At 51.6% G+C, this 15,088-nt stretch carries 16 protein-coding genes and 1 tRNA gene (1 of these 17 only partly in view); 3 read left to right on the top strand and 14 right to left on the bottom strand.

Annotated elements, in window-relative coordinates:
* On the bottom strand, window positions 1-447 hold the start of the coding sequence (locus IPK01_11960; GenBank protein ID MBK7934189.1) for a glycosyltransferase family 39 protein. The gene continues 1,239 nt to the left of window position 1, outside the view; only the first 447 of its 1,686 coding nucleotides appear in the window; the start codon lies at window positions 445-447; its stop codon lies off the left edge, out of view.
* Between the two features lie 361 nt (window positions 448-808).
* On the opposite strand from IPK01_11960, the gene IPK01_11955 reads away from it, so the two are divergent.
* Window positions 809-2,353, top strand: coding sequence for a class I SAM-dependent methyltransferase (locus tag IPK01_11955; GenBank protein ID MBK7934188.1), 1,545 nt, complete (start codon window positions 809-811; stop codon window positions 2,351-2,353).
* 10 nt (window positions 2,354-2,363) lie between these two features.
* Here the strand turns inward: IPK01_11955 and IPK01_11950 are convergent.
* The 8 genes from IPK01_11950 to kdsB all read right to left on the bottom strand — a co-directional run bounded on the left by IPK01_11950 (window position 2,364) and on the right by kdsB (window position 9,823).
* Window positions 2,364-2,438, bottom strand: a tRNA-Gly gene (locus tag IPK01_11950).
* 36 nt (window positions 2,439-2,474) lie between these two features.
* A complete protein-coding gene (locus tag IPK01_11945) occupies window positions 2,475-2,984 on the bottom strand; it encodes an HAD hydrolase family protein (GenBank protein MBK7934187.1) in 510 nt (169 codons plus the stop codon).
* 5 nt (window positions 2,985-2,989) lie between these two features.
* Window positions 2,990-5,248, bottom strand: a complete 2,259-nt coding sequence (locus tag IPK01_11940; protein MBK7934186.1) for a hypothetical protein — start codon at window positions 5,246-5,248, stop codon at window positions 2,990-2,992.
* 16 nt (window positions 5,249-5,264) lie between these two features.
* Window positions 5,265-6,080, bottom strand: coding sequence for a 3-deoxy-8-phosphooctulonate synthase (gene kdsA / locus IPK01_11935; GenBank protein MBK7934185.1), 816 nt, complete (start codon window positions 6,078-6,080; stop codon window positions 5,265-5,267).
* 98 nt (window positions 6,081-6,178) lie between these two features.
* Window positions 6,179-6,985: a DUF4198 domain-containing protein gene (locus tag IPK01_11930; GenBank protein MBK7934184.1), complete on the bottom strand. Its 807-nt coding sequence runs from the start codon at window positions 6,983-6,985 to the stop codon at window positions 6,179-6,181.
* An 18-nt stretch (window positions 6,986-7,003) separates the two neighbouring features.
* Entirely contained in the window at window positions 7,004-8,722 is a 1,719-nt protein-coding gene (locus IPK01_11925) for a CTP synthase (GenBank protein MBK7934183.1), read from the bottom strand.
* Window positions 8,715-8,996 carry a hypothetical protein gene (locus tag IPK01_11920; protein ID MBK7934182.1) on the bottom strand — a complete coding sequence of 94 codons (282 nt, stop codon included), beginning with the start codon at window positions 8,994-8,996 and terminating at the stop codon, window positions 8,715-8,717. The genes IPK01_11925 and IPK01_11920 overlap by 8 nt, the downstream gene beginning before the upstream one ends.
* A 50-nt stretch (window positions 8,997-9,046) precedes the next feature.
* Window positions 9,047-9,823, bottom strand: coding sequence for a 3-deoxy-manno-octulosonate cytidylyltransferase (gene kdsB, locus IPK01_11915; GenBank protein ID MBK7934181.1), 777 nt, complete (start codon window positions 9,821-9,823; stop codon window positions 9,047-9,049).
* Between the two features lie 120 nt (window positions 9,824-9,943).
* Here kdsB and IPK01_11910 point away from each other — a divergent pair, with 120 nt between their 5' ends.
* Window positions 9,944-10,804, top strand: coding sequence for a CPBP family intramembrane metalloprotease (locus IPK01_11910; protein ID MBK7934180.1), 861 nt, complete (start codon window positions 9,944-9,946; stop codon window positions 10,802-10,804).
* 54 nt (window positions 10,805-10,858) lie between these two features.
* Here IPK01_11910 and IPK01_11905 read toward each other — a convergent pair whose 3' ends face one another.
* Window positions 10,859-11,119: a hypothetical protein gene (locus IPK01_11905; protein MBK7934179.1), complete on the bottom strand. Its 261-nt coding sequence runs from the start codon at window positions 11,117-11,119 to the stop codon at window positions 10,859-10,861.
* A 42-nt stretch (window positions 11,120-11,161) separates the two neighbouring features.
* Window positions 11,162-11,929 carry a FecR domain-containing protein gene (locus tag IPK01_11900; protein ID MBK7934178.1) on the bottom strand — a complete coding sequence of 256 codons (768 nt, stop codon included), beginning with the start codon at window positions 11,927-11,929 and terminating at the stop codon, window positions 11,162-11,164.
* Between the two features lie 250 nt (window positions 11,930-12,179).
* Between IPK01_11900 and IPK01_11895 the strand changes: the two genes are divergently transcribed.
* A complete protein-coding gene (locus IPK01_11895; protein ID MBK7934177.1) occupies window positions 12,180-12,437 on the top strand; it encodes a hypothetical protein in 258 nt (85 codons plus the stop codon).
* A 105-nt stretch (window positions 12,438-12,542) separates the two neighbouring features.
* Here IPK01_11895 and IPK01_11890 read toward each other — a convergent pair whose 3' ends face one another.
* The 3 genes from IPK01_11890 to IPK01_11880 all read right to left on the bottom strand — a co-directional run bounded on the left by IPK01_11890 (window position 12,543) and on the right by IPK01_11880 (window position 15,080).
* Window positions 12,543-13,823 carry a SpoIIE family protein phosphatase gene (locus IPK01_11890; protein MBK7934176.1) on the bottom strand — a complete coding sequence of 427 codons (1,281 nt, stop codon included), beginning with the start codon at window positions 13,821-13,823 and terminating at the stop codon, window positions 12,543-12,545.
* Window positions 13,824-13,913: 90 nt separating this feature from the next.
* Window positions 13,914-14,525 (bottom strand): ImmA/IrrE family metallo-endopeptidase, encoded by a 612-nt coding sequence (locus tag IPK01_11885; protein ID MBK7934175.1) that lies wholly within the window; start codon window positions 14,523-14,525, stop codon window positions 13,914-13,916.
* A gap of 33 nt (window positions 14,526-14,558) precedes the next feature.
* Window positions 14,559-15,080: an NADH-quinone oxidoreductase subunit I gene (locus IPK01_11880; protein ID MBK7934174.1), complete on the bottom strand. Its 522-nt coding sequence runs from the start codon at window positions 15,078-15,080 to the stop codon at window positions 14,559-14,561.
* Window positions 15,081-15,088 lie beyond the last annotated feature (8 nt).

The raw sequence follows: 15,088 nt of genomic DNA, 5'->3' as shown, positions 1-15,088 counted from the left end.
ATAAAGTGTGAATTGATATGTTTTGGCGAGTGGAAAAGGTGCTATTGCGTATATCAATCCGGCACAGACCGCTTGGATTGGTGAACCCCAATCTCGAACAAAAAGGTAGCACCCCAAACAACCCACGATCATGCAGAGCAGAAAGGAGATCCAAATCGTGTCATACATGCTGTTCGTAAGGGCGTCGATGCCGGTCGTGAGGTAAATGGTGAGCGGTGGATAAAACCTGATTCCGAGACTCCCAAAACCGTTGGTGTCATTGGCCCACCCGGGAAAGAGATCGCCCGAACGGATCGCCGAACGAAGTTCCTCCGAGAATCCCAGATAGACCGCAAGGTCGCCCGACGAGTGAAGCCCACCGATGAGTATCGGCAAAACGATCACAATAAGCGATGCCGCTACGAGCAAGATCAGGCAGTGAAGTGGTTTCTCACAGAAAGTCACCATTCTGTCCATGAAATTTCGCATATCTGGATCGCTGGTCAAAACTCAAGCCGTGAAACTATTCGTTTTGGCTAATAACAGCCATTCGGGAATTTGTCTGATTCTACTACAATACCCCAAAACTCAAATTCGCCGGTCAATGATTCGGGCCAATGGAATGTTCTAGAAATCGACAAAAGTACGGCAACAATTTACCATCGATTCTGTTTGCACTATGGTCATCTTCAAATCGCGGATTTCTATATCACTTTTACACATTTATCCCGAATCGTTGACAATTTCCACAGACCTTTCTTTGTCAATTCTGTCCAGCGGTGTAATTTGATAATTGAAAGTGCTTTCGACCCGGCCTGATAAAAAACATATGGATACACAAGAGTTCCTTTACGATTCGGTTCCCTATCCAAGTTTCACCTTCCCGCAAACCCATCCGGACCGCCTCGCGTCGATCGCCGCATACTATGGACTTGATGCCGCTCCGCCGTACGATTGCCGCGTGCTCGAACTTGGCTGTGGTGACGGTACGAATCTTCTATCAATGGCATACGCCTTGCCGGCCAGCCGATTTGTCGGGATCGACCTGTCCTCGGTGCATATAGATGACGCAAAGCATGCGGCTGGATCGTTAAGCCTAGCAAACATCGAATTTCGTCAAGAGGACGTCGTGAAGCTCAACACCGAGGAATTGGGCGAATTTGATTTCATCATCGCTCACGGGCTTTATTCTTGGGTGCCGGATTTTGTTCGTGAGGCCGTGCTAACAATATATGAGGAATGCCTTGCTTCCCACGGTATCGGTTATATCAGCTACAACGCCTACCCTGGCTGTTACCTGAGAGATATGACGCGAGGAATGATGCGGTTTCACGCAGGGGATGTTGCCGATCCTCTCGAAAAGGTCGAACACGGCAAGTCGGTGCTGCGTTTTGTCAGCGAAGCGGCCGAAAGCGATTCGATCTACCAGACGATGCTCAAACTAGAACTTGGCCAGATCGAAGAGCGTTCGGTCCAAAACGTATTTCACGACGATTTTGCTGACATAAATCAGCCGTTTTACCTTCATGAGTTTGTCAGACAGATCGAAGGGAAAGGCTTGCAGTACATATCCGATGCCGATCCGGTCGCGATGAACACAGGCGACCTTCCCGCTGAGGCACGGAAATCTCTTAACGCATTGGGAGACGACCTGATAAAGCTCGAACAATATCTCGATTTTGTTAAGTGCCGCCGTTTCAGATCTTCATTGATATGCCGTTCCGGTCTATCCCTGAACCGTGATCAGCAACCAAGCATACTTAATGGACTGCTCGTTGCCTCTCATGTCGAGTCAGAAGGCTCGATGGACGAAATTGCGAACCCCGTACCAATGAAGTTCATCGGGCCAAACGGAGCCTCCCTTGAGATCAATCATCCGCTGACAAAAGCATCACTCATTCATTTGAGAAGCATCTGGTCAAGGTCAATTGCATTTCCGGAATTGATGATCGAAGCAAAAAGATCGCTTATCGGGTTTGACGACTCAACATTCGAGGACGAATCAGAACGGGCTGCTGCGTTTTTGATCCAGCTTTACGGAGCGGGATTTGTCAAATTCCACAAACATACGCCGAATTTTGCTCACGGAGCGTCCGAATTCCCGACCGCCAGCAAATTCGCTCGATGGCAGATCTCACGAGGTTCAAAAAGTGTCACGACGCTCAGCGGCCTCAACCTAGAACCCGAATTCGAAGCAGTCCGTACACTCATCTCACTGCTCGACGGCACGAGAGATCGAACGATGTTGTTCAATGAAATGAAAGAGATGTTTGACGTTCCTTCCGATCAAAGAAGTGCCTTCGAGGCCCAATTACCCGAAATGATCGGATCTAATCTCACAAAACTCGCGGAATCCGGCCTATTAGAGAGGTAGGAAATACCAATGGAGCGGGCGACGAGGCTCGAACTCGCAACTTTCAGCTTGGGAAGCTGACACTCTACCATTGAGTTACGCCCGCATTTGCGGGAATGATATCAGAATTTGCACTCAAGTTTCAACGATCTTTCGCTTCCAGGAGCAGATCGATCACTTCGCGAACCGCACCGCGTCCGCCGTCTATGTCGGTCACGTAGTCGGCGTTTAGCCGGACGGTTTCGTGGGCATCGTGAACCGCGGCGGAAAATCCGACTCGTTCGAAAACCTGAATGTCGGGAGTATCGTCGCCGATGAATGCGGTTTCTTCGGACGAGGCTCCGGATTCAGCCAATATCTCCGCGAGAGCGGCGGCTTTGTCTTTGCGGCCCTGTTTTACGAATTCGATGCCGAGCTGTTTAGCACGCATTTCAACGATCGGTGAATTCCGGCCCGATATTATGCCAGAGCGAAAACCGGCTTTGATCCACGCGACGATCCCTTCGCCGTCACGGGCATGAAATACCTTGAGTTCTTCGCCTGTCGATCCAAAATAGAGCCGCCCGTCTGTCAGGACGCCGTCACAGTCCATTAATAACAGTGTTACCGCTTTTGTACGATCGATCAGGCCTTCAGTTTTTTGGACAGTCATTTGTGTTATCGAACCTCAAACATCTCGACCGCAGCGATCTTCCATCCTGAGCCGATCTTGATCAGTCGATAGACGGCGGTCCCGGATTCGGAATCCTTCGTCAGCAATTTAATATTCAACGAGGTTTCGACCAGGACGTTGTTAGGATCAAGGCGATCGACGCCTCGGACCTGCGTTTGCCACTGCTCGGTCGATCCTGAAATGCCGCTGACAAACTTGGCAGCCTCGCCGGGGATGAACAATGCTTCCAGATCGGCCTTGCGATTAGAGGCCGCGGCACGGTCGAAATCGGTAAAGAATGCCTTTACACCTGCGTCAACTGCAGGCAAATCACCGATCTTATTCCGCAGATTACGTGCTGCAAACGAAGCCCCGTAATCGGCATCGGCGACGATCGCAGTCTCAGCGTATTTTGCCGCGGCGTCGTTTTGATTGGCTGCAGACGACACCTGCGCAAGCCCGACATTTGCCCATCCGATACTGCGGGACGTCGGCGACCGTTCGTCGAGTACGGCTCTGAATTCCCTTTCCGCCTCGGCATTGCGATTTAATGCCAGCAATGCCCTGCCCAGAAGAATGCGTACTTCATCGAGCCGCGGCAGATCGCGTAGGACCACACGCGCCATCCCTTCGGCCGCAGCGTAATCCTGTTTATCAAATAACCTCTTGACCGCGAGGACTGGGTCGCTGTCGGTCGATTCACGCGGAGCGATGTCGTCAGAGTATTCGATCTGCGGGTACAATTTTTCCGTATCTATCTCGACCCTCAAAATTGGGCTGTTGGTCTTGAATACTACTTCGCCAAAGCTCAGCGACTTTACTGTTGACGAAGCGTCCATCGGAGGCCCTGTCTTGAGCGTTGCCCTCACATTTACGGTGGCATCGATGCTGCCGGTGTTTCTTAAGGCAATTCTGGCCTCGCCGCCGGAGATCTGCGGCAAACCAACGAGCAGATTCATTTCGGTGACTTGGTCAAATAGATATTCGACGAGATCCTTGTGGGCCGAAAATGCGTTCCTCATCTCAAAAATAAGGAGATCGCCATCCTGTGCATTCGATTTCAATGCCTTAGAAAACTCAGCGGTTCCGACACGCTTTTCCAACAACCTCCATGCCATCGCACCTTTGTTTGCAACCTCAGGATAGTAGAAATCGTCAAGCGGCGAGGTCCGGCTCATCGGTGCGTCGCGTTTTGAGATCGCTGAATAAGCGGTCCGCTGCCGCAGCCTTTCTACGTCGGCGACGTCTTTGCCGAATTTGCTCTCGATAAATTCGGTTGCGATGTGACGAGTCAGTCCTTCACGAATAATGCCATAACCATCACCTGTCGCTGTGATCGAACCTCCGATCCAAGTGCGCACCGCCGATTCCACGAGATTCATTGTCGTCAGAGAATCGACTTTTGACCGGCGAAAAACGGACTCATCGACGAGCACCGTCCCGGCACTTGAAAATCCTGCACCTCTACGAGCGGCAACGATTCGCAGCGGCACATCGGGTGCGTTCCCTAAATAGGCGGTCGCGAACGTCCGGGCTTCGGTTAGGATCGAAGCCATCTCTGCTGCCCGCTTCTGGCCATCCGCGGACGTACCTTTGGGTGCATATATCGCAACTCCGTTCACATTCGACACGTCCCAGTTCCCTGTCGCGAAAAAAGGCTGTGTACCAAACTTCTGCTCGAACACTCCGCCTGCCTCAACTCCTGATCCTACGTACGAAACGCCGCTCGCCGCATTCACCTTAACGCGGACAGTCGCATTATCTGCTCCTGCACCAGAAAACCAACTATTCGGCGTTGGATACCAAAATGAAAGCGGCAAAAAGTGTGAAGCAGTTGGAGAGATCGTATTCAGCCCGGAATTGTCCTTGAGGGTCAGCTTATAATCGACAACTGCGGTGATAATACCACCGGCGGATACCGCAGGAATACGCACGACACATCGCTGCAAGCTGGTGCCCGGAGTGATCGTCGACTCGGATCTGGAAAACTCAACCACCGACTCGTTGATCCTGATCTCCGACACAGCGGCCAACGTGCTGATTCTGAGTGTTAAGGTCGACGCTGGCTTGCCGGAAACATTTTTGAGCGTCAACACTGTTTTAGATGTAAGGGATCGATCGCTAGCAGCTGCCGGCAATGTCGCCTGTATATCGTATTTCTGCACCGACCATGTAGCCGCGGAACGCGTCTCATCCTGAGCAGCTCCAATGATCGAAGAAAGCAAAATAGCGGCGAAACCGGCAATTAGTCGAAATTTGTTCATTCTTTATACTTGAAAACTACGAATTCGTGATGTCATGGATCTGTACGAGTTTCATTAAGAGATCCTCGAGCCGGCTGAGCGGCAATTGGTTTGGGCCGTCGCTCGGAGCCTTTGACGGGTTGTCATGGACTTCCATAAAAACGGCATCAACTCCGCAGGCAACACCCGCACGAGCAAAGTTTTCGATGTATTGCCCTTGCCCGTCGGTTGCCTTGCCAAGTCCGCCCGGCAATTGCAGCGAGTGCGTCACGTCGAAGACCACCGGTACGCCAAACCCACGCATTATCGGAAAAGATCGGAGATCAACGACCAAATTATTATAACCGAAACTCGCTCCGCGTTCGGTGAGCAGTATCTTTTCACAGCCGGCTTCGTTCAGTTTATCAACGATATTCTTACAGTCCCACGGAGCGAGAAACTGACCTTTTTTAACATTTACAGCCTTTTCTGTTTTAGCTGCCGCCACAAGCAGATCGGTCTGACGACACAAAAACGCCGGGATCTGCAGCATGTCGACGACCTCGGCGGCCTTTTCACACTGCCACGGTTCATGGACATCGGTAATCACCGGAACCTCGACCTCGTGCCTCACCTGAGCCAACACTTCAAGCCCAAACTCCATCCCGCCGCCCCGAAAACTCTCGATCGAACTCCGGTTCGCCTTATCAAACGAAGATTTATAGACAAGATCGACGCCGACATTCGTACAAATGTCCTTGATCTCCTGCGCCATAAACAACGCGTGCTTAGCCGACTCGACCACACATGGCCCCAGAATAAAAGCCAGCCGCCCGTCGCCGAATCGCACATTACTTACATCAAATACCTGCATATTATACGAAACCACAGTTGCACTCAGATTAGCACAGATAAAATCAATCCAAAATCCGTATCTATCTGTGTCTTATCAGTCGCTGGATCTCAATTGTCTTATTTCAAACCAAAACTCAAAGTGCCCCAGAAGCTTTCCCAATCGGCATTTGAGCAGTTCCGGGAACACCGCTGCATATGAACAAGGCGAATGAGCCAGACGCCTTTATTCGTTAGCTTTATCGTGAATTTGCCATCTTTGTCGGTGGTGAATTTCCGGGATGAGTAATTTTCGCCATCGCGGTTGTCGGCATAAACGGCCCGTTCGGCGAGCGGAAAACCCGAGAAATAGACCTGCAGCTTCAGATCGTCGCCGACCTTCTTGGAATACGGATTTTCGAGCGGGACGATCTCGATCCTTGATCCGACACGTGTTTTGGCAGAACCGGTGCGGCTGTCGCCGACCTGTATCAGCGTTTTTATGTACCGCGAATACCGCTCGCGGCCTTCTTTTGCAGATTCGCCGAGCCGTTTGCGTTCGGCGATGACGTATTCCATACCGTCTTCGCGGAGATAATCTTCGAATTTGGCGGCGTCCAGTTTAATATATGACGGGTTTCGCTCCATCGATACTAAATACGTTGCCGAGCGATCGGAAGCAAATTTAAGGACCGGCGATCTTTGATCCTCGGCTAGCGGCCGCACATCAAAGCTCTCGCCTCCCGAAAACATCTGAAACGAATCTGTCTTGGCGGCCTCGTAGGGCTTTTCCGCATCCTTCTTTAACGCCAAACCGACAAACAGCCGCAGATCTGTGCTTTCATTGACGCGCAGAAAGAAATTGTCACATTCGAGCCAGTATTCGTGCCCGAATGTGTTCAGACTGAGCGACATCAATAAAACAAATGCACTGACTGCATTTCTCATATTCCCGTTCTGATCAGACTATCCGTTCTCCGCCTCGAATTCCTCCGTATCCACCTCAGAGCGTTCGGGCATTTCGACCGCTGCGTCGCTGGTCACATCGTGTTCGAGATTTTCGCTGCGAAGCCGATTCTGCCAGGCAGCTTCGACAAACGAGACAAACAGCGGATGTGCATCTAGCGGTTTTGATTTATATTCAGGATGAAACTGGCACGCAACAAAATACGGATGCGTCTCGCGCGGCAATTCGACCATTTCGACGAACTTGCCGTCCGGTGAAACACCGCTGAAAACAAGGCCTTCTCGTTCGAGAGCGTCGCGGTACTCGGGATTGAATTCGTAACGATGACGATGCCGTTCGCCGATCTCTGTCGCTCCGTGATAGATCGACTGAGCCAGCGAACCATCTTTTAGCCGGCATGCCCATTCGCCCAGACGCATTGTGCCGCCGAGTTCTTCGACGTCAACAAGGTCGCGGAGTTTGAAGATTATCGGGAAAGGAGTTTCCTCGTTAAATTCGGTCGAATCAGCATCGCGAAGACCACACACACTGCGGGCAAACTCGATGCACGCCGTCTGCATTCCCAAACAAATACCGAAATACGGCGTCCCCGATTTGCGGGCGTATTTTATCGCCCTAAGCATCCCGCCGATGCCGCGTTTGCCAAATCCGCCGGGCACAAGGATCGCGTCAAAATCCTGCAGCTCGTTCTCGTAACCTTCCTTCATCAGGTTTTCCGATTCGATCCAATTGACGTTTACTCGCAGATTGTTGGCGACGCCGGCGTGCGTCAGTGCCTCGCGGAGCGATTTATAGCTGTCCTCGAGTTCGACATATTTGCCGACGATAGCGATCTTGACCGCACCGCCGCTCGGGTCTTTGATCGTCGAAACGAGTTCGCGCCACTTTGTCAGATCGGCGTGCGGAAATTGCTCGGTCAGATGCAGATTCGCGACGATCAGATCGTCGAGTGCCTGCTCATGAAATGCGAGCGGCACCTCATAGATGGACGGCACATCGAGCGCTGAGATAACTGCATTCTCCTGGACGTTACAGAACAGGCCGATCTTCTTACGCAGATCCGCCGGCAGCGGCCGATCGGAGCGGCAGAGCAGAATGTCCGGCGAGATACCGATCTCGCGGAGTTCGCGAACGCTGTGCTGTGTCGGTTTGGTCTTGAGCTCCCCGGCTGCGGCGATGTATGGAACGAGCGTCACATGGATAAATATCGCGTTGTTGCGGCCCTCTTCATTGCCCATTTGGCGGATCGCTTCCATGAACGGCAGCGACTCAATGTCACCGACGGTCCCGCCGATCTCAACGATCAGGATGTCGGGCTCGTGCATTTCAGCGACTTTACGAACGGCCATTTTGATCTCGTCCGTGATATGCGGAATGACCTGGATCGTCTTGCCGAGATAATCGCCGCGGCGTTCTTTTTCGATCACCGATAGATAGATACGGCCGCTGGTCCAATTGTTTGCCTGCGAGAGTTTAGCGTGCGTGAACCGCTCGTAATGGCCAAGGTCGAGATCGGTCTCGGCTCCGTCGTCGGTGACATAGACCTCACCGTGCTGAAAAGGCGACATCGTGCCCGGATCGACATTAATATACGGGTCAAGCTTCATCATCTGCACCGTCAGCCCCCGAGCCTCGAGCAAGCACCCGATCGAACTCGCCGCCAGCCCTTTACCCAAACTCGAAACCACACCGCCCGTTACGAAAATGTATTTAGTCATAATGTTCGTCATCCCCTTCGGCCTTGCCTTCCCTCTTCTTCTTTTGGAAGTTCCCTTCCTTCATCTGCGTTATCACTTCCCGCTTCTTTGCTTCGGCCGGATCCATCAGTTCCTGCAAGGCGTTCATTGATGCTCCGAGTGCCGTCGTTGCCTCTGCCGCATTTCGCTCGAATTCATCCGACGTGCTTATTCGCGGTTTGCTAAGCGCCCTGAGTGCGACTATAGCTCCGACCGCGAGCAAAAGAAAAAAACTTAAACCGATCCAGTCACCCATGAAATCCTCGCTTTAGACCTTAATACACCTGAAATTTCAAATTTGAGATTTCAGATCGATGTTCGACCAACGATTGCTCGAACCTGCTCCAGATCGTCCTGCGTATCAACACCGATCGACGGTTCATCCACTTCAACGACCCTGATCTTGGCCCCGTTTTCCAGGGCCCGTAATTGTTCGAGCATCTCGATCTTCTCAAGCTTGGTTTGCGGCATTTTTGCAAACTCGAGCAAGAACTCACGGCGATATGCATAGAGGCCCGTATGTTTTCGAAACAATGATAAGAGGTCGGTGTCTTCCCGCAAGGCCCTGTCCGGACCATCATATTTTAACGCCGCGTCACGAGGATATGGTATCGGCGAACGCGAAAAATAGACCGCATAGCCGGCGTCGCCGGTGACGACCTTGACGATATTGCCGTTCATCAGTTCTTCGACACTGTCGATGGTCTCGCAGGTCGTTGACATGTCGGCATTCTCGTCGCTGATCAGCGCATCGACTGCCGCCTCGATAGTTCGCGGCGAAATTGTCGGCTCGTCGCCCTGTATGTTTACAATGATCGAACCTTCGGCAAGGGTCTCCGCGACCTCCGCGAGACGGTCGCTGCCTGATTGGTGATCGGGCGAGGTCATATGCGCCTCGCCGCCGTTAATAGTAACAACGTCAAATATCCGCTTATCGTCTGTCGCGACAATGACCCGCGAGACATTCCGAGCCCTCGATGCCTGCCCTAATGTGTGCAGGATCAACGGTTTGCCGACAATATCGAGCAGCATCTTGCCGGGCAAACGAGTAGAACCGTAACGTGCCGGAATGATAGCGATCACTAATTGATGTTGGAAATTCCCGTGTTGCTCCACGGGATTTTAGGTTATCTATGTTTGAGCCAAATAGCAAGATTGAAAACGAATTTTGAACTTATTCTTTGATTCGCTAAACTCACTCTCGTGGAAAATATCGAACAGAATCTCGGCTATGAGCCAATGAATCCCCGCGACAAGCAGTTCGAAGCCGTTGGACCGACACCTGACAACCCGCCGTGGAACAGTTGGGTCGCGGTCGGAATCTGGATCCTGAGCGTTTTCTTGATCGTGACGGTTCCGTCGCTGTTTTTGCTTCCCTATGCGATGTCCCAGGTGCCTCCGATCACGGAAACTCCGGCCCTGGTCGAGTTTGCAAAAAATGATCCGACCGCGATCATATTGCAGATCTTAGCTATCATTCCCGCTCATATTTTGACGCTGCTGATCGCCTGGCTGGTGGTAACACGATTTCGCACCTATTCATTTAGAGAGACTCTGGGCTGGAAATCCGGGGGCATGGTTTGGTGGCATTACGCTGCGATATTGATCTCCTTCGCAGCGGTCGCGGTCGTTGTGGGCTCTATCTCGCCGGAACAGGAAAATGATCTGATCCGAATGCTGCGTTCCTCGAGATCGGCCGTTTATATCGTCGCTTTTCTGGCAACTTTCACAGCCCCTATCGTCGAAGAAGTGATCTATCGAGGTGTCCTTTATTCCGCATTTCAACGAAAGGTCGGCGTCTCAGGCGCATTTATGATCGTGACGCTTATGTTTGCCATCGTTCACGTTCCGCAGTATTACCCGAGTTATTCAACTATTTTTTTGCTTGGTTTGCTTAGTTTGATTCTAACCGCAATGAGGGTCTGGTCTAAGAACCTGCTTCCGTGCATCATCCTGCATACGCTTTTCAATGGTATTCAGTCGATCTTCCTGATATTGGGCACGATGTCCGGCGATCTCGATATGCCGCCTGATCCGGGGGTTCTGGTTCAGTTTCTCAAATAGGAAAGGCGGGAGACTCTGATGTCTCCCGCCTTCTTACTTTACGAATTACACGGCCTAGTTGTCTCTCGTCTTTGTTCCCGTAGGTGACGGAGCCGCGACCACGACTTGCGGTGACGACGGAAAGAACACCGGCGAACGGTCGGTATTATTATCCGAAGGCACACGCACCGGATCGTTCATCTTGATCCCTTCCTGAGCCCGAACGAATGGCGGAACGAATTCACCGCCGCCACTGCCGCCGCCGGTCTCGTTCTCACGAGTTCGGTTTTTCGTGCCGTAAATACTTGGTGCGGGCGTAACAGGATAATAGATCACTGTCGGCAGATCGTACCACCAGATGTTATTTCCAAACCAATATCAATAAGGCGAATACCAACCGCGGCCGAACGGCAAGAAACAATGTCCGCCGAACTGAGCGTTGTAGACCCAAACGCCGAACGCGTCGAAAATGCCCCAGCGTCCGCTGTTGTACGAGTTGATAAGTGAATCGCGAACGGACTGATTCTTGAGCGAAGCGGTCGCCTTGGTTAGCATTTTGCCGCGCTGTTTGCTCCACACGGCGAGAGCGTCTTTTTCGTCGCGGTCGAACTTCGCAACCGCCGGGGAACCGAGGCCGATCGTGGCTGCCCGACCTTTCTTCAAAGCTGAGGTGCTATTGGGGATCTCTGCCCGGCCGTCCCAAACGGCAACTTTCGAGGTGCCGTTAGGCGAAACGTCAACACGATAGATACCGGTGTCGATGAGCGTAACGCTGCCTTTGGGTAAAATGACCGTGACCTTGAATTCATTGGTCGCAAACACCTCGAACATCGCACTGCCGCTGTCGACTCGTAATCTGAGGTCATCAAGCAATGTGGTGTTGAAGGCAAATGTCGTATTCGTTCCAAGACGCACATATGAGCCGGGATTCAAAAGGATCTCAGCTTTGCCATCGGCTCCGGTCGAAACGCGATCGCCGATCTCGATCTGATCACCCTTGAGCAGAAGACCGCTGCGGCCTTCCTTTCGGGCGACTGTGACCGAACCTTCAACGAAATTGACGCCGCCGGCGTTTGCGGAAATGACGTATTTATCACCTGCTGCGGAGACGACGCGGCGTTCCTGTGCGAACGCTGCCGAGCTCATGCAAAAGCCATTGCGATACAAAATACGAACCGAATAGATCTGTTTACCATGTTTATCTCCTGAAGGAAGCTGTTTATGTCACAATCTTATGCTTTTTCGGCAAAAACTTCCAATATTTTCGTCGTGTTATTAGGATGTGGGCAAATCGCAAGACTCCACAATTATTTATGAACAACCAATTTGCCGTTTCCGTACTCTAATCAGATGCCGGACAAACGAGGCCGGCTGCCTGAAAAATGGCTTTTCCCTTATGGCTACTTTCAAAGACCCAGATCAGTGTTTTGCTCCGCTCGAGGTAATTGAGCGGCTGCTGCAGATCCGCGAAGAGCTTGGCTTTGCCGAAACCATCTACATGGATCGTTCAGGCGAGCTGACCGATTTCTTGGACGCCTATGGGTTTGATATTTACGCCTTCTCGACAGGCAATGACAAGATCAACTACGACGATTACCGCACGCCGGTAGTTCCCGGCGGAGATTTTGTTCACTGCTCGCTGACGGCACACTGATTTACGATTTCCAACAACTGAAAGAACGCCCGGAAGCGGGCAAGAGTGAAAAGGTTTGAGATATTCTCAAACTTTTTCACTCTTTCAATTTTAAACACGTTAGCTCTAATCGGCTTTGACAATGAAAAGTGTACCGTCGTCATCGAGGAATTTGCGCTCGGTAAAATCAGCGACCCCTTTGCGGATGTGGTCGATCATCTTTTTGGCAGGCATGTTTATGCATTCGAGAACGCGTTTGGCGAACCTCTCGCTGCCGTATTCTTCGCCGTTCGGATTCGTAGCCTCGGTAATTCCATCGGTATATATCACCATCACCTGGCCCGGCTCAAACCGAATGAAATGCTGATGATAATGAACATCGTCAAACATTCCCAACGGCATATCACCGTATTCGACAAAGCGGTATTCGCCGTCAGATTTGATCAGAAGCGGCGGATTATGCCCCGCATTTGAGAAGACAAATGTTTTGTTGGTCGAATCGAGCAGCCCGTAGATCGCGGTAATGAACTGATTTTCTTCGGTCGAATCGCGAAGCAGATTGCTGACCTTTGAAAACGCGATGTGTGGTGCATAACCGATCTGCACACATGCCCGCAGACATGCCCGCAAAAACGACATCAGCAGAGCCGCAGGGATCCCTTTTCCGACAGCATCGGCAACGACGATCCCGACTTGGTCGTCAAAGACCTTGACCCAATCGTAATAGTCGCCGGAAACCTCTTCCGTAGGGAAGATATATGCGCTGACGTCAAAATTCGGAACTATCGGATCGTTTTCCGGAAGCAATTCGAGCTGCACGGACCTTGCGATCTCTAGCTGTGCCTGGATCCGCTTCTTTTCAACGACTTCGTCATGGAGCCTCACCTTTTCGATAATGATCGCCACTTGGGAAGTCAGCAGCTGCATTACCTCAAGATCATCCTCGGTATATGCGTTGAGATTGTCGCTTTCCAGATCAAAGACCCCGATGACGTGCTCATTTGAAATGATCGGGGCGACGAGTTCCGAACGCGTTAACTCACGGGCTGCAAAATATCGTTCATCCTTGCTTACGTCAGGCGAAATTATCGGTTTCCCGGTCTGAGCGACGACTCCGATAAAGCCTTCGCCGATCTTCAAACGCGGCTCGATCAGGTCAAAACTGATCTGATACCCACGGATCACCTTTGATTTGAAAACGTAAGGACTCTTGTCTTCCTCACTAAATTCGATCAGATAGATCCCGGCGGCATCATAAGGGATCAAGGAACCAAGGGTGTCCATCACCAGACTGAGCACTTCGTCCAGATCGAGCGAGCGGCTGATCGTCTTGGTGATATCGAGCAGCAGGCGCAGCTTGTCGACGGTAGTTAGCTTTTTGTCCGCTGGTTCAAGATCGTCATTCATTTTAAGTTTTTGTCGAATCCCAATTATACACAAATTGCGCAAGCCGGCGTGTACGCGGTCGAGATTCGTTCAAGTTGCGAATTGCGGCTTTTAACCGCTGATGAATTTTGTTGAATAGAGTTCCCAGAGACGGGAAACCTTGATCCGAAATTCGACGAGCGGCTTGCTTACTTGAAAGTGTCTGGCGATCTCAGCTACGGTCTTGCCTTCGTTGACCATTCGTTTTAGAGCCGTATACGGCACTAGCGCAGCCGTGCCGGTCGAATATGCTTCTTCCTCGATCGCTTCGTTATAGTCGCGGGCGATGGTCTCGCCATTCTTGTTCTTGTTCTTTATCGCAAGCCTGCTCGGTTGGTGGCCCAGAAAGACGTGGCAGATCTCTTCCATCAGCGTCGCACGCTGCCTCGTTTTGCCGTGGGTCGGATTCAGGATGATCAGCTTTTGCCCGTTTGGCAGTGTTTGCGAAGCGGCCCCGCCTGACCATGCATTTTTGCCGGCACCGATAAGATGAGATTTTGTCTCATCTGTCAATAACGGCTCGATAACGTCATATGACGCAACGAGCAGATTGGCATGATGGGCGAGTCTGAAAGGATCGAGTGGCTCGTCGTCACGCCGAAGCCCCGCGAATTCCCGCAATCCGCGGGCACGAATTTCATGATGACGGCCTTTTTGTGTTGGTGGCAGATCAGTTGGATCCACGGCTTTGGTTCTTACTCCGCTCTCCGCGTCTGACTAAACTTCTTTGTACTCAGAATCGACGTCTTCACTCGAAAGAGCGACGCGATAATTGCTTGACTGCTTTTGCTTGGTGATCAGCAGATCGTCTTTAGTTTTCAATAGATCAGCTCGATTGTAAACGGAAAGCTCGAAGTTATATCCGTGGGTGATCGCATCTTTCGGACACGCCTCGACACAGAATCCGCAAAAGATGCAGCGGCCGTAATCGATGTTGTAGACCTTCGCATAGCGTTCGTCTCTGCCGACGCGTTCGGCATATGGCCGCGGATCGTCAATTGCTTCGATATAGATGCAATCCGATGGACACGCAGCCGCACATAGATAGCACGCAACGCACTTTTCCTTGCCGTTCTCGTCAACGTGCAGCAGATGCTGGCCGCGGTAACGCGGCTGAACGGTGACCGGCACATCAGGATATTGCACAGTCCATTTGGCCCGCGGTATCTCGGAAATTGTGCGCTTCATCCCCTTGATGACCGCAATTGTCGACTGAAAAACGTCTGAGACTAACGACATATCTTACT

The organism is Acidobacteriota bacterium, assembly GCA_016713675.1.
Taxonomy (GTDB): Bacteria; Acidobacteriota; Blastocatellia; order Pyrinomonadales; family Pyrinomonadaceae; genus OLB17.
This window is presented reverse-complemented; position numbering and strand designations above follow the sequence as displayed.

Bases quoted from the DNA above. Each gene is read 5' to 3' on its own strand.
- IPK01_11890 (MBK7934176.1), bottom strand. From the start codon at position 13,823: ATGAATGACGATCTTGAACCAGCGGACAAAAAGCTAACTACCGTCGAC.
- IPK01_11920 (MBK7934182.1), bottom strand. From the start codon at position 8,996: ATGGGTGACTGGATCGGTTTAAGTTTTTTTCTTTTGCTCGCGGTCGGA.
- IPK01_11930 (MBK7934184.1), bottom strand. From the start codon at position 6,985: ATGAGAAATGCAGTCAGTGCATTTGTTTTATTGATGTCGCTCAGTCTG.
- kdsA (MBK7934185.1), bottom strand. From the start codon at position 6,080: ATGCAGGTATTTGATGTAAGTAATGTGCGATTCGGCGACGGGCGGCTG.
- IPK01_11880 (MBK7934174.1), bottom strand. From the start codon at position 15,080: ATGTCGTTAGTCTCAGACGTTTTTCAGTCGACAATTGCGGTCATCAAG.
- IPK01_11900 (MBK7934178.1), bottom strand. From the start codon at position 11,929: ATGAGCTCGGCAGCGTTCGCACAGGAACGCCGCGTCGTCTCCGCAGCA.
- IPK01_11940 (MBK7934186.1), bottom strand. From the start codon at position 5,248: ATGAACAAATTTCGACTAATTGCCGGTTTCGCCGCTATTTTGCTTTCT.
- IPK01_11895 (MBK7934177.1), top strand. From the start codon at position 12,180: ATGGCTACTTTCAAAGACCCAGATCAGTGTTTTGCTCCGCTCGAGGTA.
- IPK01_11925 (MBK7934183.1), bottom strand. From the start codon at position 8,722: ATGACTAAATACATTTTCGTAACGGGCGGTGTGGTTTCGAGTTTGGGT.
- IPK01_11945 (MBK7934187.1), bottom strand. From the start codon at position 2,984: ATGACTGTCCAAAAAACTGAAGGCCTGATCGATCGTACAAAAGCGGTA.
- IPK01_11955 (MBK7934188.1), top strand. From the start codon at position 809: ATGGATACACAAGAGTTCCTTTACGATTCGGTTCCCTATCCAAGTTTC.